The following is a 19,779-nucleotide window of genomic DNA, read 5'->3' as shown; positions in this document are numbered from 1 at the left end:
CTAGCCATCCAAGACGGGCGTATCCGTGCCACGTACTGGATAGAAACGCCCTTCCCCTTGGAGGATGCGGTGAAGCGGTGCTGGCGGGCGAACAATCCTGCGGTACCTTCACCCGCCTGCCGGGCGAAACCGGATGCCTGCGCGCTGCGGCCAGTGCGGTGGTTGAGCGTTTGACGCCACTGGATCTGGTGGCGCAGCCCCTCCTTGCCCATGCGGAGCCTGCCCTCCAGGCTCGGCCCCCATCCTCGATACCAGCGCGCAGAAATCGAAATCTCCTGGCCCTTTGATAACTTGGGGGCGTCGCTCCCCAATCTGGATGGCCACGGTCGCGGGCAATCTGTTTGAACTTTTTAAAGTTCTCGGGTTTGCGATTGTTTTGACTTGCGACTCCCTCCGTCCTTTGCGCAGGCCTTACCCAGGCCCGCAGTTCGGTATCTCGGGAACCCGTGCCCTCTTGGGCCTGCAGGGGCGACCTTTGATTGGCACCATCATCAAACCCAGTGTGGGGCTGAGTCCTGCTGCGACTGTATCACTGGTTCGCCAGCTTGCTGACGCAGGGATTGACTTCATCAAGGACGATGAGTTGCAAGGCAATGGCCCCCACAACCGTTTGCGCGACCGGGTGGATGCCGTCATGCCAGTTCTCAAAAAGTACGCCCAGCGCACCGGCCACCAAGTGATGTATGCTTTCAACATCACCGATGAACTTCGACACCATGCTGCACAACCACGATTTTTCGCGCGCGGCGGGAGGCAACTGTGTGATGGTGACCGTGGCCAGTGTGGGGCTGCCCGCATTGGTGCACTTGCGCAAGCACAGCCAGTTGGCCATCCACGGCCACCGCGCGGGCTGGGGTTTCTACAGCCGCTCCCCCCATATCGGGATGGAGTACGCGGCGTACCAGCAATTCTGGCGTCTGGCTGGTGTAGACCATTTGCACGTGAATGGCCTGCGCAACAAGTTCAGTGAGCCCGATGCGTCAGTGATCCGCTCCGCCCAAGCCTGCACACGCCCCATGTTTGCGCCGCCTTACCCGGGTTGTGAAGTCATGCCAGTGTTCTCGTCAGGACAAAACCGCAGAGCAGGTGGCCGATACCTACCAGGCACTGGGGAGCACCGACCTGATTTACTGCTGTGGCGGCGGCATCATGGGGCACCCTGGTGGCGTCCCGCAGGGGGTTCTGAGCTTGCAAGAAGCATGGGAAGCCGCTGTGCGAGGTGTGGACCTGGAGGTGCATGCCCAAACCCATCCTGCATTGGCACAGGCCATCGCCGCATTTCGCAGTTAAGCCATGTCCCAGTTACTGCTCAGCTACTACGGCGACGATCTCACAGGCTCCACCGATGCGATGGAGGCGCTCAACCTCGCGGGCGAGTGCACGGCGCTGTTCCCTCCCGCCGGGCCACCGCGGCCCAAATTCGCGCTGTGTCCGTTATGGGCCCACTCGCAAGCCATTGGCCTTGCCGGTACCAGCTGCAGCGAGACACCTGCCTGGATGGACCAGCACCTGCCCACGGCCCTGGGGCGGCTGGCCGCGCAGCAGGCCGCTGTGTGCCACTACAAAGTTCGCCTTGACCTTTGACAGCGCACCGCATGTCGGGAGGTTACCCCCGGCCCTCGACATTGGCGCGCAGGTGTTTGCACAAGCGGTGGTGCCCGTGGTGGGGGGGGTGCCACAGCCACCAAGCGCTATACCGTGTTTGGCCATCTGTTTGCCACGCTCCATGGCGTCACCTACCGCATTGACCGCCACCCCGTGATGAGCCGCCACCCGGTCACCCCCATGGATGAAGCCGACCTGTGCCTGCACTTGGGCCAGCAGACCCAGGCGCCCATCAGCGTCTTGGACTGGCAGGCCTTGGCGTCCACCGACGCGGACGCGCGCATGGAAGCCGCCATGGCCAGCCGCGACGGGCGTACCCGCGGCCTGCTGCTGGATGTGCCCGATATGCCTACGCAAGCACTGGTCGGGCAGCAGCTGTGGCGCCATCGACGTTCCGAGGGCAGCCTTCTTGTCATCGGTTCGTCGGGGGTTGAGTACGCCCTGGTGAATGCGTGCCGCCCATCAAGCCTTCTCAATCATCAACCGAGCTGCCACCAGGCGCGTCCCCGCTGTCGACAAGATTGCCGTGGTCTCCGGGAGCTGCTCTGCAACCACGGCGGCCCAAATCCGGGCTGCCGCTGACATGGGCTTTGAGCTGATCGCTGCCGACGCCGCGCTCCTGTCCTCCCGGGCACATGGTGACGACGAGCAATATCGCCTTGCAGCCTTGGCGCGGTCTGCGTTGGCCAAAGGCCACAGCATCATTGTTTACACCGCCATGGGGCCTGAGGCCGTGGCACAGCAGCCCACTGATGCGGAGCCACACGCCACCGGGCGCAGGCTCGGCCGCCTGCTGCGCGACTTGGCGGCCAGCACGGGTCTGCAGCGGGTGGTGGTTGTAGGTGGTGATACCTCCAGCCACGCGTTGCAGGAGCTGTATCGCTCCCGCCCTCACCGTGGCCATGCCCTTGCCCCAGACCCCCAGGCTCGCCTTTGTGCGTGGCCCACAGCGATGTGCCCGCGTTTCAGGGGCTGCAGCTCGGCCCTGGCGCGGTGGTCAGATCGGCGGCACTCGACTACTTCGCGGCGATTCGCGATGGCCGCGCCTTCTAGGCCCTGCCGACGACGCTCGCCACCTTGATCTTGCCGGCTTGCTGCAGATGAAGCTGCAGCGGGCTCGGTCTTGTGCGCCGTCGGCAAGCACCGCGACTCCGCCATGGCGGGCCGGCGCCGCCAAGGCGGGTGCGGAGTGCCCTGCTGATCGGCGCGGGAGCCATCGGATGTACTGGATCGCTGGGAAGATCTGGGCAGCCCGGGTTTGCAGTACACGGTGCGCAATGTCGCGTGCGCCCTGCAAAACTTCTCCAGCCCCGCATGGATGATCTGTGAACTGCCTGGCCATTGCTACGACCGGCCACCCCAAGCTGGCCTCAGCCAGGCCCTGCGCCTGCTGGTGTACAGGTGCGGACGCATGGTGTCCGTGAACAGGGGAACCCGGGTGTGCCGAGACTTGCCAACTCTTGCGGAGCGTGGCGTCCCCAGTTTGCTTGTACGTTGCGGACTCCCAAGGTGCCTCCCTCGCAGCTCTGGCGGCAGATATCCGAGAAACCGGGCTACTTGCGTGGTGATGGATGAGCTCTTCGCCGAGAGCAGTCGTTCGCCTGCCGGGTTCTGTTGCCGGACCGTTTGTGCCTGGCCACGCATTCGGGTTGGCCGGCGGCAGCGCCAGCCACTGCGGGGAGCGGGCGGCTGCACGCCCCGTTATGAAGAAGTGCGCGAAAGGCTGGCGTTGCGGCGCTCAGCGACCGCAACGGGCCAGTAGCCCTTACTCGGTCGGCTTGGCCGCCGGCTTCAGGGCCCGCTGCGGGGACGCGCAGCAGGGGCCTTGGCGGGCGGGTCTCGCCTCTGCGGCAGAGGCCTCGGCGCGGCGGCGGGAGGTTCGGCATGGGCTGCTCACCCGCAGCACGCGCACCGCGCAACGGGGCGTGGCGGCCTTGCGGGGGCTGGCACCCGGCTTTGCGCTGCTCCACTGCGCGCACGGCTGCGGGTGAGGCGGTGGCGGCCTGGGGCTGTCGGTATCGGCGGACGTGCTGGCCTCCGGGGCATCTGCACTGCCCGCTTCGCTTCAGAGCGCAGCTCTTGCGGCGGGGCGGTGTCGATCACCGGTTTCGACGGCACCGCTTCAACCGTGCAGGTTGGCTGAAGTAGCGGCTGGCAGGGCGCTCAGCGGGGGTATCGGCCTGCTCGGACTCAGGTGTTCGTTGCGCTGCGTGGGGCGAGTATCTGCGCGGTCTGCACGGTCTGCGCCCTCACCACGACGCCCCCGGCTGCGGCCCGGCGCGCCCTGCCCTTCGTCGCTTTGAGAACGCAGATCGGGTGCCGTCGCCACCGCATGGAAGTCGTGCCGTGTGGCCGCGCCCTGGCTGGTGCGCTCATTGGTGCGCTCATTGGTGCGCTCATTGGTGCGCTCACCGGTGCCTTCAGTCCGTACGGGCGCGGCAGGGGCGCTCGGCCCACCATGGCTGCGGTACACGTATGCGCCTGATTTTTCATCACGCCCAAACTCCAGCAACCCACGCGCCTGCGCTTCTTCCAGCAGGTTGGCAAAGGTGCGGAAGCCGTATCGGCTCTTCGCTGAAATCGGGCTTGCGGCGCTTGATGGCCTCCTCGAGCACCGAGGCCCAGATTTTGCCGGTGTCGCCGCGCTCGGACAGCAGGGCTTCAAACGTTTCGGCGGCCAGCTCCACGCCTCCTGGGTGCGGCGTGCGTTCCTGGCTTTCCTTGTGCCTTCCGCGCTCTTCTTCGGGGCTGCGGTGGAAGCCGCGGTGGTGGGTTTGCTTGCTCGGGGTTCTGGCGGCGGCCTGCGCGGCTGCTTCTCGCGCACCAGGTCGTCGTAGAAGATGAACTCGTCGCAGTTGGCGATCAGCAGGTCGGAGGTGGAGTTCTTCACGCCCACGCCGATCACGGTCTTGTTGTTCTCGCGCAGCTTGCTGACCAGCGGCGAGAAGTCGGAATCGCCGCTGATGATGACGAAGGTGTCCACGTGCGCCTTGGTGTAGCAGAGGTCCAGGGCGTCCACGACCATGCGGATGTCGGCGGAGTTCTTGCCCGACTGGCGCACGTGCGGGATCTCGATCAGCTCGAAGGCGGCCTCGTGCATGGGCGCCTTGAACTCCTTGTAGCGCTCCCAGTCGCAGTAGGCCTTCTTGACCACGATGCTGCCCTTGAGCAGCAGCCGCTCGAGCACCGTTGATGTCGAACTTCGTCGTAGCGCGCATCGCGCACGCCCAGGGCGACGTTTTCAAAGTCGCAGAACAGGGCCATGTTCATGCTGTCGGAGGGGGATGCCATAAAAGATGCTCGCGGTGTTCCGTTCAATGTTGGGACGGATCATCACACGGAACGCATTGCCCCCTCCGAAGGGCGTGGCCTCAGGTAGGTTTGGCCAAGCCCAATTTCTCTACCAGCGCCTTCTCGCGCGTAAACGTGTCCTGCGCAAACTTCTTGTACGCCGACGTGCTCATGTACATGGGCACCATGTCGTAGCGGGCCAGCGCGGTGCTTGTAGCCGTCCTGCTCCATCGCCTGCTTGAAGGCATCGTGCAGGCGCTTGACCACTGCGTCCGGCGTACCCTTGGGCGCGCCGATGCCAAAGGGCGAGTTCTGCACCAGGTTCAGGCCCAATTCCTTGAGCGTGGGCGCATCGGGGAACTTGGCCAGGCGCTCGGCACCCCAGGTGTTGAGCACGCGCAGCTTGCCCGCTTCCACCTGCGGCGCAAAGCCGGTGGAGTCGGCCGCCGCCATGATCTGCCCGCCCAGTATGGACTGCATCAGGTCAGCGCTGCCCTTGTAGGGCACGTGCAGCAGCTCCAGGCCCAGTTGCTGCGCGATCAGTTCCATCGTCAGGTGCGGGCTGGTCATGGTGCCGGTGGAGCCGTAGCTCAGCTTGCCGGGGTTGGCCTTGGCCCAGGCCACGAAGTGTGTCCAGGTCTTGAGCGGCGAGTCGGCGGGCACCACCAGGCCGAACGCGTAGCCGGTGACGTTGAGCACGTAGCTGATGTCCTTGATCGGGTCCCAGTTGATCTTGGTGGTGTAGGGCAGGCGGAACACGCCCAGCGGGATCTGCGCCACGGTGTAGCCGTCGGGCCGGCACGGTTTGTAGGGCCTGAGCGGGCAAGGTGCCGCCGGCGCCGGGCTTGTTCTCGACAATGACCGTCTGGCCAAGGATCTTGCTGGCGTTGTCGGCCAGCGCACGCATGGTGATGTCGGTGGGGCCGCCGGCCGGGAAGGCGATGACCAGCTTGATGGGCTTGTCGGGGAAAGCTCTGGGCCTGCGCCAAAAATGCGGGGGCAGCGAGGCTGGCGGCTCCCCATTGGATGATCTGGCGACGTTGCATGGCAGGGCTCCTGAAAAAGCAAAACAAAGACTTCGCCATTGGACTGCAGCCCGCACCGCGCGGGCATGCGGAAACCCCCTAGCCCATGTCGCCAAGGCGCCAGGGGCGCAACATCACGCCTTGTAGGTAGACAGCAGGATGCTGGTCTCGGTATTGGCAATGCCCGGCGTGAGGCGGATGCGGCCCAACGCTGCGTCAAACGCCTCCAGGCTCTCTGCCCGCACCTCGGCCACGATGTCCCAGCGACCGTTGGTGGTGTGCAGCGTGCCCACGGTGGGCTCGCCGCGCAGCGCGCGGATCACGGCGGGGGCGGCATTGCCTTCCACGGCAATGCTCATCCACGCGCGGATGCGCTGCGGCTCGGAGTCGGGCCGCAGGCGCACGGTGTAGCCGGCGATGACGCCGCCCTCCTCCATCTTGTGCAGGCGGTTCTGCACCGTGCCGCGCGACACGCGCAGCTTTTGCGCCAGCGTGGCCACGGGGGTGCGCGCATCGGCGCGCAGGATGCTGATGATTTCGCGGTCTGTGTCGTCGAGCTTGGTCATAGTGGGTCTTGCTATTGGCAGATCGGCAATTTTCAGCGCATTTTGAACAATCCTGACGCTATTGAATAGCATGGGCTGTTCAGAAAATTGGAGCTTCTTTGCCTCAACCGTCCCGTGCTCGCCGCGACCGCCCACCACCATGCCCCCCCTCCACCCAAGCCCCCAGCGCCGTCGTGATGGTGCGCCCCCACCACTTTCGCCCCAACCCCGAAACCGCCGGTGACAACAGCTTCCAGGCGCGCACCAACGGCCTGGACGCCGAGGACACGGCGCGCCGCGCCTTCGCCGAAGTCACGGCCGCCGCTGCGGCGCTGGAGACTGCCGGCGTGCGCGTGCATCTGTTCGACGACCGGGGCGAGCGCCACACGCCCGATGCGGTGTTCCCCAACAACTGGTTTTCCACCCACGCGGGCGGGCATGTGGCCATCTATCCGATGTACGCGCAGAGCCGCCGCCGCGAGCGGCGCAGCGACGTGATCGAGCTGCTCAAGGCCGAATACCGCGTGCAGGGTGTGATCGACAAGGGCCTGCCCCTATTTTTCGGGGTCGCGAAGGCCATTCCCCGCTTGCCAATCAAGGCGCACAACGCAGCGTGTGCGGACGCACACGCCAGGAGTGCAACGCCGAGTGGCACGCGGGGAATGACCTTCCCTTCGGGTTGCCCGGCATGGGGCCGTCTGCAGCGTTGCTCGCTCTCGCAAGGCGTTAGCCTTGCAGCGCACGAGCGCCTTGCATCCAGCCCCATGCCGGGCAACGCGATCCCCGAAAAATAGGGGGAGCAGGCCCTTCGGGCCTGGAGGCCGACGGCATGTTCCTCGAAGGCACGGGCGCCATGGTGCTCGACCACATCCACCGCATTGCCTACACCGCGCAATCCAACCGCGCCGACCCGGTGGCGCTGGAGCGCTTTTGCACCCACTTCAACTACGAGCCCATGGCCTTTGCCACGGCCGATGCCCAGAGCCGCCCTTGTTATCACACGAATGTGATGCTGTGCGTGGGCACCGACTTTGCGCTGGGCGGTTTTGGCCTGATCACCGACCCCGCGCGGCGCCACACCGTGTGCGCGCGGCTGCGCGAGACGGGGCGGGAACTGGTCGCGCTGAGCCCCTGGCAGATCGGCGAATTTGCAGGCAATGCGCTGGAGCTGCAGGGCACACAAGGCCGGGTGCTGGCACTGTCAACACGCGCGGCCGCCAGCCTGTCGCCCGCACAGAAGGCGGTGATCGAACGCAGCGCCACGCTGCTGCCGCTGGCCGTGCCCACCATCGAGCTAGCAGGCGGGTCGGTGCGCTGCATGCTGGCAGGCATCCACCTGGCACGGCGTGAAATTTTTCAAGCAAAAGTGGCCGTTGCCGCCTGATGGATATACCTTTATAGCTATATTTTTAATAGCAAACTAGCCAACCCTGTCTATGGTTGCTCCACATCCATCCGCGCATCGCAGCCGATGCCCGACGCGATCCAGCGCCGCGCCAGCGCCGACATCGCACGCACCGCCCAGGGCTGGGTGAGCCCCGTCACGCCGCCCGGGTCGGCCACCATGCCACACCAGTAGCGCTGGTCCGCATCGCTCCAGCGCAGGGCCACACAGGCGCCCTTGCGGCGCCGCGAGACCAGTACCCCCAGCGGGCAGGGCTCGGCCAGGCAACACAGGCCGCAGCCGTTGCAGGGCGCACCTTCGGCAGGCTTGGGCGGTGCATCGGGGTGCAGCCACACCACGGTGGGTGGGGCAGAGGGTTGTTTTGGCATGGGCGACGAGTGGTGTGCAACGCGGCCACGGCGCCGCAAAAGCACCGCTGCATTGTGCCGCCAGCGCACCCGCCACGCTCCGAAAGCGCATGGGCCACGCGCCCGTCAGGCATGCGGAACCACCCGCAGGACAGCAGGCTGCACCTTTCTCGTGACCAGTAAAAAAGCCCCTGCCGCTATTGCCTAGGCGTTACATAAAAGTGTTGACGCTCTAATCGGGAGCACTTGATTCGCCCTCTGAGACATCATGTTTCAGAGGGCGTTTTTCTGCCGAAGATTTCTTCAGCGGTTCAGGGGTCGGCAATGGAGCCGGCTTTGCGGTTCGCTTCCCGACCCTCCCTATCGCCGCCCGTGTCAGGGCGGTCGTAATACAGCACTTGCTCTATCGCGATTGGCGCCCGTGCCAATCCCAGGCGCATCGCCGGCGTCTTTTTGTCCTTGCCTACCTTGCAATAGTTGTAATAGACCCGGAAGATTTGCAGAACCCGCGCGAGATTCTCGGGCTTGTAGGCGGAGTAACCATACCAAACCCTTCGTTCGGCGCTCGCAGTAACGATTGAGCGCTCAGCCAGCGACAGCAGGCGGCGCGTCTGCATGAAGAAGCGGTCAATCGCGTGAAGGCTCGCCTTCAAGTACAAGTTCGCAGCGTGCTCTGTGTCGTAATCGCCCATGTCGGTCAGCCAGCACACCTCCTTGACTGGCTCGCTCATGTTTGGAAGTGGGTGCGATAACCACAGGTCGTGGAAGGGACCCACGGCCCGCACTCGCCCCATCTCCTCTTTCATCAACTCACGGAGAAGGTGTGCTTGGGTGAGGGTAGGGAACCTGCGCTTGGCCTCTGCGAGACGCATCTTTGCTTCTTGAACGGCCCGCTCCTTTTCATGGATAGTGGCGTCCTTGAGAATTCTTACGTACCAGGCGTCCGCGCTACGGTCCGTGACGCGCGCTGCGAATGCTCCAAGGAACGCGGCCCGCATGCCACTGTCTTGGTCCAGATAGAACCGAACCTTTTCGGCACCAGCCAACATGCGTGCCAGCGCCTGGAAGTGGCCGTGCATGGTGTACTGCTCCTTGATGAGCATCCCCAGCTGAGGGAGCGCAGTATCCCGGGTGGTCGATTCGGCTACTTCTACGTCCGCCCGCGCCCCGGTTTCGTCATAGTCGTTCGCGATATCTACGCGCAGCTTGGCGTCTTCGCTCCCAGACAACCGGCGTCGATTCCGCTTTGGCGTGGCGGCCGCACGGAGCACCGCGGCTTCGTAATCAGCGCTCAGCCAAACCCTCGCGTAATGGCGATAAGGCTCGTACGTGCCAAGGTCCCCCAGGCGTGAGGCGTCGCGCTCAACCTCAACGGGGTCGAGTGCCGGGTCGAAGTTCAGGTGGAACCCGAAGATGTAGCCGCTGTCGAGGTCCGCACTGCCAATGGCACTAAGCTGGACGTTGCGTCGGTCGCGCCGACTGGACCAATTCACGTTGTGAACCTGGCGGTCCACAGCCAAGTACATCTTGGGCAAGGACATGCCCTCGTAGAGCTTCTTTTCCCTGTCAGCGACAAACGCCTGGCACTGCCGGCCAATGAAATCGATTTTTCCGTAGACCGCCGGCGCCCCGAGCCCTGTTACCTCGCAAATCCGGCGCAACGGCATTTTGTTCACCAGGAGCGCGAAGACGTCCCGGTTTTTGTGTGGCATGCGTTGACGCAGCAAGGGTTTACCTTTCTCTGAGAAGGTTTTCTTGCAGCCGTTGCAACGCCAACGCGCAGTGCCCGACTTGGTTTTGCCGAACCTGGCGTACCGACCAGCTTCAGACACAAGGAAGCCATGGTTGTCACAGGTTTCGTTAGGGCAGCCCGGAGCCTCGGTGTCAAACGAGCTTTGGTTCAGGCGTCGCCGCTCTTCGACGATGGCGGCGTTGCTTCTCAACGGATTCTTGCTGCCGCACAAGGCGCAAACCATCCGAACCCTGTCGGCCTCACCCCCTCGGATGTAGTCCCCCGCGGCCGGGAGAGAGAACTTGGACCGTCTGACGCGGTGCAGCGTTTCAGGGACGCCGAACGCCTCGCAGCTGACGTTCTTGCAGAAGTTGACCTGTACCCCGTCAGCAGGGGCAGGGAACCTGTACCCCGCCGCCGTGAGCTTTGCCATGAAAAAATCCCTCTGAGCAAAACCGCTCAGAGGGAGTCTAAGGAATTATGCCAAAGGCATCAACACTTTTATATAACGCCTAGCGCTATTGCAGCAGGGGCTGAACCGGCCGAAGGGCCGGGGAGGGAGGCACGCAATGGGAGAGTTGAAGTGCGGACTCAGCAGCCCAGGGGGCGGTTGGGGCGCATCGGCACGATGCCACTCACGCGCAGCGTGGCGCTGGAGCCATCGCTGGCCGTCAGCGTCTTGCCGGTGAACCGCACCTGGTCGCTCTCGCGCACCACGGCGGTGTCCGTCGCTTCGCCGCTGCCGTATTCCTTGCCGTCAAAGGTCAGGAACACCTGGTGCAGGCTGGTGGCATCGGGGCGGTAACGGATATCGCCAAAGGCCGTGGCGGACGAGCCCACCTTGTTGGCGCCGTCAAAGCGGAAGGTGCACAGCTCCGGCGTGGAGCCGATGGGGTTCTTCTTGTCCACCTCGGTGAGGTTGAGCGCACCGTTGCCGTAGATGCCATTGAGGCCATCGACGGTGGCGTTGCTCACCGTGAGCACACCGGGCTCATTGCTGGGTGTCGGGTCGTCGTCATTGCCGCCGCCACAGGCAACCAGCAACACGGAGGTGGCCGCGAGAGCGGTACAGGTCTTGAGGAAATGGAGCGTATTCATGGCGATGGGCGTCCTTGGATGTGGATGGAAGGTGGGGAGCGAATCCCCTGCCGCCCATCGTAGGAAGCCCACACCGCACACCACGTGCGCCATGTTCCGCGCCGCGCGTAGGACAGGGGCCGACGGGGCTGTGCGCCCTCCCCCCACCCTCAGCACCCGTTCCCCCGCGCAGCTCAGCGTGCCAGCACCGGCGCCAGCGCCTTGCCCGTGTGCGTGCCCGCAGCCACCACCTCTTCAGGCGTCGCGGCGGCCACGATGCGGCCACCGGCGTTGCCGCCTTCCGGCCCCAGGTCCAGGATCCAGTCGGCCTCGGCGATCACGTCGAGGTCGTGCTCGATCACGACCACGCTGTGGCCGCCGTCGACCAGACGGTGCAGCACGCGGATGAGCTTGTCCACGTCGGCCATGTGCAGGCCCACCGTGGGCTCGTCCAGCACGTACAGCGTGTGCGGCGCCTTCTGGCCCCGGCGGCCGACCTCGTCGCGCACCTTGCTGAGCTCGGTCACGAGCTTGATGCGCTGCGCCTCGCCACCGCTCAGCGTGGGTGACGGCTGGCCCAGCGTGAGGTAGCCCAGGCCCACGTCCTTCAGCAGTTGCAGCGGGTGCGCAATGCTGGGCATGGTGGCGAAGAACTCCACCGCCTCGTCCACCTCCATCTGCAGCACGTCGCCGATGCTCTTGCCGCGCCAGGTCACGGCCAGCGTTTCGGGGTTGAAGCGCGCGCCGTGGCAGGTCTCGCAGGGCACCTTCACGTCGGGCAGGAAGCTCATCTCGATGGTGCGCACGCCCGCGCCTTCGCAGCTGGGGCAGCGGCCTTCGCCGGTGTTGAAGCTGAAGCGGCCCGCCGCATAGCCACGCGCCTTGGCCTCCAGCGTTTCAGCGAACAGCTTGCGGATGGTGTCCCAGAAGCCGATGTAGGTGGCGGGGCAGGAACGCGGCGTTTTGCCGATGGGCGTCTGGTCCACTTCGAGCACGCGGTCGATGCTCTCGAAGCCCGACAGGCCCGTCGCAACCGACCAGCGGCGGCGCCTTGCCGCGTCCATCGCGTCGCGCCCGGCCTTGGTGCTGCGCTGCTGCACCATGGCCTGCACGTTGGCCAGCAGCACATCACGCGCCAGGGTGGACTTGCCCGAGCCGCTGACACGCCCGTCACCGCCACCAGCCGGTGCAGCGGCACCGTGGCCGTCACGTTCTGCAGGTTGTGCAACTGCGCGCCGTGCACCGCGCTCCCGCCGTTTGCTTGCGGGGGCTGCTAGCTGCAGCGCTGCGGCGCGTTCCTCGCTGGCCCGACCGTGCTGCGGCGCGCGTTGCAGCGGGTGCTTCATCGCATGCAGCAGGTAGCGGCCGGTTATGCGAATCTTCCGCACCGGTAATGTCGGCCACGCTGCCCTGCGCCACCAGGCGCCCGCCGCGTTTGCCCGCGCTGGGGCCAATGTCGATGATATGGTCGGCACGGCGGATGGTGTCTTCGTCATGCTCCACCACCACCAGGGTGTTGCCCTTGTCGCCCAGCTTGTGCAGGGCGTTGAGCAAGATCTGGTTGTCGCGCGCATGCAGGCCGATGGTGGGCTCGTCGAGCACGTAGCACACGCCCTGCAGGTTGCTGCCCAGCTGCGCGGCCAGGCGGATGCGCTGCGCCTCGCCGCCGCTGAGCGTGGGCGCGCCCCGGTCCAGCGTGAGGTAGCCCAGGCCCACTTCTTCGAGGAATTCGAGGCGACTCTGGATCTCGGGCACCAGGTCGCGGGCAATGTCGGCCTCGCGGGCCGTCATGCCGCCTTCCACGCGCAAGTTCTCCACCCAGCGGCGCACGTCGGTGACGGACAGCGCGGCGATGTCGGTGATGCCCACGCCTGCAAAACGCACGGCACGGGCCGTGGCGTTCAGGCGGGTGCCGCTGCAGGTCGGGCAGGCCGTGTCGGCCAGGTCTTCCACCTCGGGCTCGGCAAAGGTCTGCTCGCGGCCCTTTTCCTTGTCGTCGCTGCACCGAGTCGTCAAACACCTTGCGCTGGTCTTTGGTGAGCTCCACGCCCGTGCCCACGCAGTCGGGGCACCAGCCGTGCTTGCTGTTGTAGCTGAACAGGCGCGGGTCCAGCTCGGCATAACTCGTCGCGCACACGGGGCAGGCGCGCTTGGTGGAGAACGCCTGCAGCGCGCCAATACCGGCTGTGGGCTGCCCGTCCTCCATGGCCTCGCGCAGGCCTGTGATGCCACTGAGCACATGCACCACGCCCTTTCCGTGCGTGAGCGCATCGGCCAGCGCGGAGCGCAGTGCGGCCTCGTTCTCGGGCGTCACGTCGAGGCTGGCCACGGGCAGCTCGATGGTGTGTTCCTTGAAGCGGTCGATGCGCGGGAAGTTGGTGGTGGGCAGGAAGTTGCCGTCCACGCGCAGGTGCGTGTAGCCACGCGGGCGGGCCCAGTCGGCCAGCTCGGTGTAGACGCCCTTGCGGTTCATCACCAGCGGCGCGAGCAGGCCGATGTGCTGGCCGCGGAACTGGGTGAGCAACTGCGCGGCAATGCTCTCGGGAGTCTGCGGCTGCACGGCAGCGCCGTCTTTGATGCAATGCTGCGTGCCGAGCTTGACGTACAGCAGGCGCAAGAAGTGCCACACCTCGGTGGTGGTGCCCACGGTGGACTTGCGCCCGCCGCGCGACAGGCGCTGCTCGATGGCGACGGTGGGCGGGATGCCGTACACCGCATCCACCTCGGGCCGGCCTGCAGGCTGCACGATGCTGCGGGCGTAGGCGTTGAGCGATTCCAGGTAGCGCCGCTGGCCTTCGTTGAACAGGATGTCGAACGCCAGCGTGGATTTGCCCGAACCGCTCACGCCCGTCACCACGTTGAACTTGCCGCGCGGAATGTCCACGCTCAGGTTCTTCAGGTTGTGCTCCTTGGCGTTGACGATCTCGATGGCGTTTTTGGCCTCCTGCGCGCTTCCCTCTTGCCCAAGCAGCTCTTTTTTTCGTAGCACAGCGGCTTTCTCGTGCACCGAATGGCCGCCCACGCCCAGCGCCAGCTCATAGTCGCGCAGCGCCTGCCCGGTGTGCGAAGTGGCATGCGCCCGCACATCTTCGGGCGTGCCTTCGGCCACGACTCAGGCCCGCCGCGCCTCGCCGCCCTCGGGGCCCAGGTCGATCAGCCAGTCGGCCGCGCGGATCACGTCCAGGTTGTGCTCGATCACGATCAGCGAATGCCCCGCGTCGAGCAGCTTGCGCAGGCTGCGCATCAGCTTGGCGATGTCGTCGAAGTGCAGGCCGGTGGTGGGCTCGTCGAACAGGAACAGCGTGCCCTTGCGCGCCACGGCCTGGCGCGACTGGCGCTGGCGCTTCGGCCGCCTCGGCCAGGAAGCCAGCCAGCTTGAGGCGCTGCGCCTCACCGCCCGACAAGCGTGGGCACCGGCTGGCCCAGCTTCACGTATTCCAGCCCCACGTCCACGATGGGCTGCAGCGCGCGGATGACCTCGCGGTCGTTGGCGAACCGCGCCGCCGCCTCGCTCACCGTGAGGTCCAGCACGTCGGCCACGTTCAGCGTCGCGCGCCGCCGCGCTCGCATGGTTCGACCTCCAGAATCTCGGGGCGGTAGCGCTTGCCGTCGCAGTCCGGGCAGCGCAGGTACACGTCGCTCAGGAACTGCATCTCCACATGTTCGAAGCCCGAGCCGCCGCAGGTCGGGCAGCGGCCGTCGCCGCTGTTGAAGCTGAACTTGCTGGCGGTGTAGCTGCGCTGGCGCGACAGCGGCGCTTCGGCGAACAGCTCGCGGATGGCGTCCCAGGCGCCCACGTAGCTCACCGGGTTGGAGCGCGCGGTCTTGCCGATGGGCGACTGGTCGACGAACACCACATCGGACAGGTGGTCGGCGCCCAGCAGGCGGTCGTGCGCGCCGGGCGTGTCGGTGGCCTTGCCGAAGTGGCGCAGCAGCGCGGGTGCCAGCACATCCTGGATCAGGCTGGACTTGCCCGAGCCCGACACGCCGGTGACCACCACCAGCCGCTGCAGCGGGAACTCGACCGTCACGTTCTGCAGGTTGTGCTCGCGCGCGCCTTCCAGAATGAGGCGCGGCGTGGATGTCGGTCACCATGCGCTTGAAGCCCATGCCCACGTGCTTGCGCCCGCCGAGGTAGGCGCCGGTGAGCGTGTCGGCGCTGCGCAAATCGGCTCGGGCGTGCCGTCGAACACGATCTGCCCGCCGCGCTCGCCGGGGCCCGGGCCCATGTCGATCAGGCGGTCGGCCGCGAGCATCACCGCCGGGTCGTGCTCCACCACCACCAGGGTGTTGCCGGCATCGCGCAGGCGCAGCATGGCCTCGGTGATGCGGTGCATGTCGCGCGGGTGCAGGCCGATGCTGGGCTCGTCCAGCACGAACAGGGTGTTGACCAGCGAGGTGCCCAGCGCCGTGGTGAGGTTGATGCGCTGCACCTCGCCGCCGCTGAGCGTGCGGCTCTGCCGGTCCAGCGTGAGGTAGCCAATGCCCACATCGCACAGGTACTGCAGGCGCGTGGTGATTTCTTCGAACAGCAGGCTTGCAGCGCCTGGGCCTGGCCGGCGCTTGGCGGCGTCGACCCACCGGCCAGGCTCGTCAGCGGTCAAAGAACCGGCGCAGCCGGTCCATCGGCAGCAGCATCAGGTCGTGCAGGCACAGGCCCGGCAAGGCTTCCAGTTGCTCGCGCGTCCACTGCACGCCCTGCGGCAGGAAGCGCTTGCGCGGGCGGCAGCACCGCATCGGCCTGGGCCTTGCGTGCCCATGCGCCAGAGCAGGCTCTCGGTCTTGAGGCGCGCGCCGCCGCAGCTCGGGCACTCGGCGTGTAGCTGCGGTACTTGGACAGCAGCACCCGGATGTGCATCTTGTAGGCCTTGCTCTCCAGGTACTCGAAGAAGCGCTCGATGCCGTACCACTGCTGGTTCCACTTGCCGTTCCAGTTCGGCGAGCCGCCCTTCACCCAGTGCTGCTGCTCGGGCGTGAGCTTGTACCAGGGCGTGTCGCGCGGGATGCCGGCGGCCTCGGCGTGGCGCATCAGGTCGTCCTGCGCCTCTTTCCAGGCGGGGGTCTGGATGGGCTTGATGGCGCCGGCGCGCAGCGTGAGCTTGTCGTTGGGGATGACGAGGCCGTAGTCCACCCCGATCACCCGGCCAAAGCCCCGGCAGGCCTCGCAGGCACCCACGGCCGAGTTGAACGAGAACATCGACGGGGTGGGGTCGGCGTAGCGCAGGTCGCTTTCGGGGCAGTGCAGGCCGGTGGAAAACCGCCAGATCTCGGGCTCGGCGCCTCGTCTTCCGCCAGCACGGTAGACCATTCAGCTGGCCGCCGCCGCGCTTCGAGCGCCGGCCTCGATGGCCTCCATCACGCGGGCCTGCTCGGCCGTGCCGATGCGGAAGCGGTCGGCCACCACGTCGCAGCACTGCTTTTTTTTGGCGGCTTGGCCTCTTGGCTGCCGGCGTCGGGCCACCTGCCACGCGCTCGGCCTGCACCCGCGGTGAAGCCACTGGCGGACAGCCATTGTTCGACCTGCTCAGCGCTGGTGTTGGCAGGCAGCTCGACCGGGAAAGTCAGCACGATGCGCGGATCGCCAGCCGCCGCGCTGCGCTGCTGCAGCTCGGCATAAATGGTCTCCGGCGAATCGTGCCGCACCGGCAGCGCGGTCTCGCGGTCGAACAGCTCGGCGCCGCGCGCAAACAGCAGCTTCAGGTGGTCGTTCAGCTCGGTCATCGTGCCCACCGTGGAGCGCGAGGAGCGCACCGGGTTGGTCTGGTCGATGGCAATGGCCGGGCGGCACGCCGTCGACCCGGTCCACCGCCGGTTTGTCCATGCGGTCCAGGAACTGGCGCGCGTAGGCGCTGAAGGTCTCCACATAGCGGCGCTGGCCCTCGGCAAACAGCGTGTCGAACACCAGGCTGGACTTGCCCGAGCCGCTGGGGCCGGTCACCACCGTGAGCTCGCCGGTGCGGATGTCCAGGTCCAGGTTCTTGAGGTTGTGCTGGCGCGCACCACGGATGCGGATCTGTCCCTGGGTCATGGAGGCGGTCTTTCGAGGGTGAGGCGAAACATTCTAGGCACCGCAGTGGCGCCCGTCCGGGCTTGCCGCAATACCCCCTCGGTTGCACGCCTACTGACAAGCCCTGTCACGACATCGGGTTATGCCGGTTCGCAAACACGGCACATTTGTCTAGAGTAGCCCGACAAATCCAAGGAGACGACCATGTATAAATGGACACAATGGGGGGCCGCAGCGGCCCTGGCCGCCGCCCTGTGCAGCCCGGGCCAGGCCCAGATCCTGATCGGCCAGACCGCAGGCTTCTCCGGCCAGGTGGCCGCAGGCGTGAAAGAAACCACCGACGGCGCCCTGCTCTACATCGATGCAGTCAACGCCAAGGGCGGCGTCAACGGCCAGAAGATCGAACTGACCTCGCTCGATGACAAGTTCGACCCCAAGCTGGCCGCAGAAAACGCGCGCAAGCTGATCGAAGAAAACAATGTGTCAGCGCTGTTCCTCACACGCGGCACGCCCCACACCGAGGCCATCATTCCCTTGCTGGAAAAACACGGCGTGGCGCTGGTCGGTCCTTCCACGGGCGCCATGGTGCTGCACCAGCCCGTTCGCAAATACATCTTCAACGTGCGCGCCACCTACCAGCGCGAGGCCGAGAAGGCCATGACCCACCTGGCCTCCATGGGCATCACGCGCATTGCGTTGGTATATGCCGACGACAGCTTTGGCGCCGATGGCATTGCTGGCGCCCAGAAGGGCCTGGCAGCCGCCAAGCTCACACCGGTGGTGGTGGAGAAATTCGATCGTGCCAAGCCCGACTTCCCGCCCATTGCCGCCAAGATCACCAAGGCCGATGCCCAGGCGGTGCTGATGGTCGCCTCGGGTTCTGCCGTGGTCGATGGCAACAATGCCTTGCGCTCAGCAGGCTCTACGGCGCAGATCGTGACCCTGTCCAACAACGCCTCGGGCGGCTTCATCAAGAGCCTGGGCGCCAACGCGCGCGGTGTGATCGTGACGCAGGTCTACCCCAACGAGCGGGCCGTGACCTACCCCATGGTCAAGGAGGCCCAGGAACTGGCCAAGGCCAAGGGCCTGACGGAAATCAGCCCGGCGATGCTGGAGGGCTATGCCGCCGCCAAGGTGCTGGTGGAAGGCCTCAAGCGTGCAGGCCCCAAGCCCAGCCGCGAAAAGATCCATGCGGCGCTGGAAAGCATCAAGAAATTCGACCTGGGCGGGCTGGAGGTGAGCTACGGCCCGGACGACCACACGGGCCTGGACTTTGCCGACCTGTCCATCATCGGCACGGACGGCCGGTTCCGGCGGTGACATCCCCCTGAGCGACTCCGTCGCTCTCCCTCCTCTCACGCGGCTCACAGGAAGAAGCGCAAGCGGAGCGGCATCGCCGCCCTTGTAAGTTGGCCCGGGTACGGGCCTGGCTAGGCCCGGTACTACGCGTTTCTACAGTTGTCCGGCTGCTGGCCGTGCCTACACTCGGGCGCTCCATACGCAGGAGACAACCCATGAAGAAGATTGACCGGGCCCGCAGGCTCTGCACCTTGTTGGCCGCCCTCGGGATCGGCGCCGCACACGCCCAGCTGCTCATCGGCCAGACGGTGGGCATCACCGGCTCGGCGGCCGCCACGGTCGCCGAATCCATGCAGGGCGCGGCCCTCTACATCGACCACATCAATGCCAAGGGTGGCGTGGGCGGCCAGAAGGTCGAGGTGATCTCGCTGGACGACAAGTTCGACCCCAAGCTCACGCTGCAGAACACCAAGACGCTGATCGAGGAAAAGGGCGTGATCGGCCTGTTCATGACACGCGGCACACCCCACACCCAGGGCATCATGCCGCTGCTGGAGCAGCACGGCGTGCCGCTGGTGGGCCCGTCCACCGGCGCCATGGTGCTCCACCAGCCCGTGCCCAAGTACATCTTCAACGTGCGCGCCCCCTACCAGCGCGAGGTGGAAAAGGCCATCACCCACCTCAACACCCTGGGCATCAAGCGGATTGGTGTGGTGCATGTGGACGACACCTTTGGCGCCGATGGCCTCGCAGGTGCGCAGTCCGGCTTCAAGGCCAATCAGCTGGACGCGCTTTTTATCGAGAAATTTGACCGCGCCAAGCCCGACTACAGCGCGATTGCGCCGCGTGTGGCGCAAAAGCAGCCGCAGGCCGTGGTCTTCATTGGCACGGGCGCGGCGGTGGTGGACGGCATCAAGGCCCTGCGCGCTGCAGGCGTCAATGGCCAGATCGTCACGCTGTCCAACAACGCTTCGGGCGGCTTTGTGAAACTGCTGGGCGACCAGGCCCGGGGCGTGGTGGTCACGCAGGTGTTCCCATCCGAGCGCTCGCTCAACTACCCCGTCGTCAAGGAGGCGATGGAGCTGGCACGGGCCAAGAATATTTCCGACCTCACTCCCGCCATGGTGGAGGGCTTTGTGAGCGCCAAGGTCTTGGTGGAGGGTCTCAAGCGCGCGGGGCCCAAGCCTGACCGCGCCAAGCTGCACGCCGGGCTGGAGAGCATCAAGAAATGGGACCTGGGCGGGGTGGAACTGAGTTATAGCCCCACCGACCACAGTGGCCTGGTGTTTGCCGATCTTTCCATCATTGGCAGTGACGGCCGCTTCAAACGCTGAGGCCTGAGGCACTGAACGCTGACGCTGGACGCGGCAGCGGCAAAAAAAAAGCCCGGGGCCAACGCCCCGGGCTTTTTGGATTGTGCGCCATCGCGGGTGGTGGGCGCCCCAG

The 19,779-nt window shown here is 65.9% G+C and carries 9 protein-coding genes and 8 pseudogenes; 9 read left to right on the top strand and 8 right to left on the bottom strand.

What is annotated here, in order from left to right:
- Positions 1 to 212, bottom strand: a 212-nt coding sequence (locus U5N23_RS03785; protein ID WP_322591493.1) for a hypothetical protein, incomplete at its 3' end; no start/stop codon positions are given.
- A gap of 104 nt (positions 213 to 316) precedes the next feature.
- Here U5N23_RS03785 and U5N23_RS03780 point away from each other — a divergent pair.
- The 5 genes and pseudogenes from U5N23_RS03780 to U5N23_RS33060 all read left to right on the top strand — a co-directional run.
- Positions 317 to 649 (top strand): annotated as a pseudogene (locus U5N23_RS03780) (RuBisCO large subunit C-terminal-like domain-containing protein); the annotation flags it as partial.
- Between the two features lie 34 nt (positions 650 to 683).
- Positions 684 to 941 (top strand): annotated as a pseudogene (locus U5N23_RS03775) (RuBisCO large subunit C-terminal-like domain-containing protein); the annotation flags it as partial.
- A gap of 100 nt (positions 942 to 1,041) precedes the next feature.
- Positions 1,042 to 1,290: a RuBisCO large subunit C-terminal-like domain-containing protein gene (locus U5N23_RS03770; protein WP_322591509.1), complete on the top strand. Its 249-nt coding sequence runs from the start codon at positions 1,042 to 1,044 to the stop codon at positions 1,288 to 1,290.
- A 3-nt stretch (positions 1,291 to 1,293) separates the two neighbouring features.
- Positions 1,294 to 2,187: pseudogene (locus U5N23_RS03765) on the top strand (four-carbon acid sugar kinase family protein).
- A gap of 1 nt (position 2,188) precedes the next feature.
- Positions 2,189 to 2,686, top strand: a complete 498-nt coding sequence (locus U5N23_RS33060; RefSeq protein WP_416208566.1) for a nucleotide-binding domain containing protein — start codon at positions 2,189 to 2,191, stop codon at positions 2,684 to 2,686.
- A 1,380-nt stretch (positions 2,687 to 4,066) separates the two neighbouring features.
- Here U5N23_RS33060 and U5N23_RS03760 read toward each other — a convergent pair.
- From U5N23_RS03760 to U5N23_RS03750, 3 genes and pseudogenes are all read right to left on the bottom strand, one after another.
- Positions 4,067 to 4,896: pseudogene (locus tag U5N23_RS03760) on the bottom strand (NYN domain-containing protein); the annotation flags it as partial.
- 80 nt (positions 4,897 to 4,976) lie between these two features.
- Positions 4,977 to 5,942, bottom strand: a pseudogene (locus tag U5N23_RS03755) (Bug family tripartite tricarboxylate transporter substrate binding protein).
- Between the two features lie 113 nt (positions 5,943 to 6,055).
- On the bottom strand, positions 6,056 to 6,487 hold the full coding sequence (locus U5N23_RS03750; protein WP_322591491.1) for an Lrp/AsnC family transcriptional regulator: 432 nt from the start codon (positions 6,485 to 6,487) through the stop codon (positions 6,056 to 6,058).
- A gap of 176 nt (positions 6,488 to 6,663) precedes the next feature.
- Here U5N23_RS03750 and U5N23_RS03745 point away from each other — a divergent pair.
- Both U5N23_RS03745 and U5N23_RS03740 read left to right on the top strand, forming a co-directional pair.
- Positions 6,664 to 7,008: pseudogene (locus U5N23_RS03745) on the top strand (arginine deiminase-related protein); the annotation flags it as partial.
- 266 nt (positions 7,009 to 7,274) lie between these two features.
- Positions 7,275 to 7,850, top strand: a pseudogene (locus tag U5N23_RS03740) (arginine deiminase-related protein); the annotation flags it as partial.
- Positions 7,851 to 7,900: 50 nt separating this feature from the next.
- On the opposite strand, the gene U5N23_RS03735 reads toward U5N23_RS03740, so the two are convergent.
- The 4 genes and pseudogenes from U5N23_RS03735 to uvrA form a co-directional block, all read right to left on the bottom strand.
- Entirely contained in the window at positions 7,901 to 8,239 is a 339-nt protein-coding gene (locus U5N23_RS03735; RefSeq protein ID WP_322591490.1) for a hypothetical protein, read from the bottom strand.
- 290 nt (positions 8,240 to 8,529) lie between these two features.
- Positions 8,530 to 10,383 (bottom strand): hypothetical protein, encoded by a 1,854-nt coding sequence (locus U5N23_RS03730; RefSeq protein ID WP_322591489.1) that lies wholly within the window; start codon positions 10,381 to 10,383, stop codon positions 8,530 to 8,532.
- A gap of 158 nt (positions 10,384 to 10,541) precedes the next feature.
- Complete coding sequence (locus U5N23_RS03725; protein WP_322591488.1) at positions 10,542 to 11,048, bottom strand: hypothetical protein; 507 nt, start codon at positions 11,046 to 11,048, stop codon at positions 10,542 to 10,544.
- Positions 11,049 to 11,221: 173 nt separating this feature from the next.
- Positions 11,222 to 17,055, bottom strand: a pseudogene (gene uvrA, locus U5N23_RS03720) (excinuclease ABC subunit UvrA).
- 183 nt (positions 17,056 to 17,238) lie between these two features.
- On the opposite strand from uvrA, the gene U5N23_RS03715 reads away from it, so the two are divergent.
- Positions 17,239 to 18,354, top strand: coding sequence for an ABC transporter substrate-binding protein (locus U5N23_RS03715; protein ID WP_322591487.1), 1,116 nt, complete (start codon positions 17,239 to 17,241; stop codon positions 18,352 to 18,354).
- Positions 18,355 to 18,548: 194 nt separating this feature from the next.
- Positions 18,549 to 19,667 carry an ABC transporter substrate-binding protein gene (locus U5N23_RS03710; protein ID WP_322591486.1) on the top strand — a complete coding sequence of 373 codons (1,119 nt, stop codon included), beginning with the start codon at positions 18,549 to 18,551 and terminating at the stop codon, positions 19,665 to 19,667.
- The last annotated feature ends 112 nt before the right edge of the window (positions 19,668 to 19,779 follow it).

The organism is Acidovorax sp., assembly GCF_034519795.1.
Classification (GTDB): Bacteria; Pseudomonadota; Gammaproteobacteria; order Burkholderiales; family Burkholderiaceae_C; genus Acidovorax.
The sequence above is the reverse complement of the archived record's forward strand: the minus strand, read 5'-3'. Positions and strand labels throughout refer to the sequence as shown.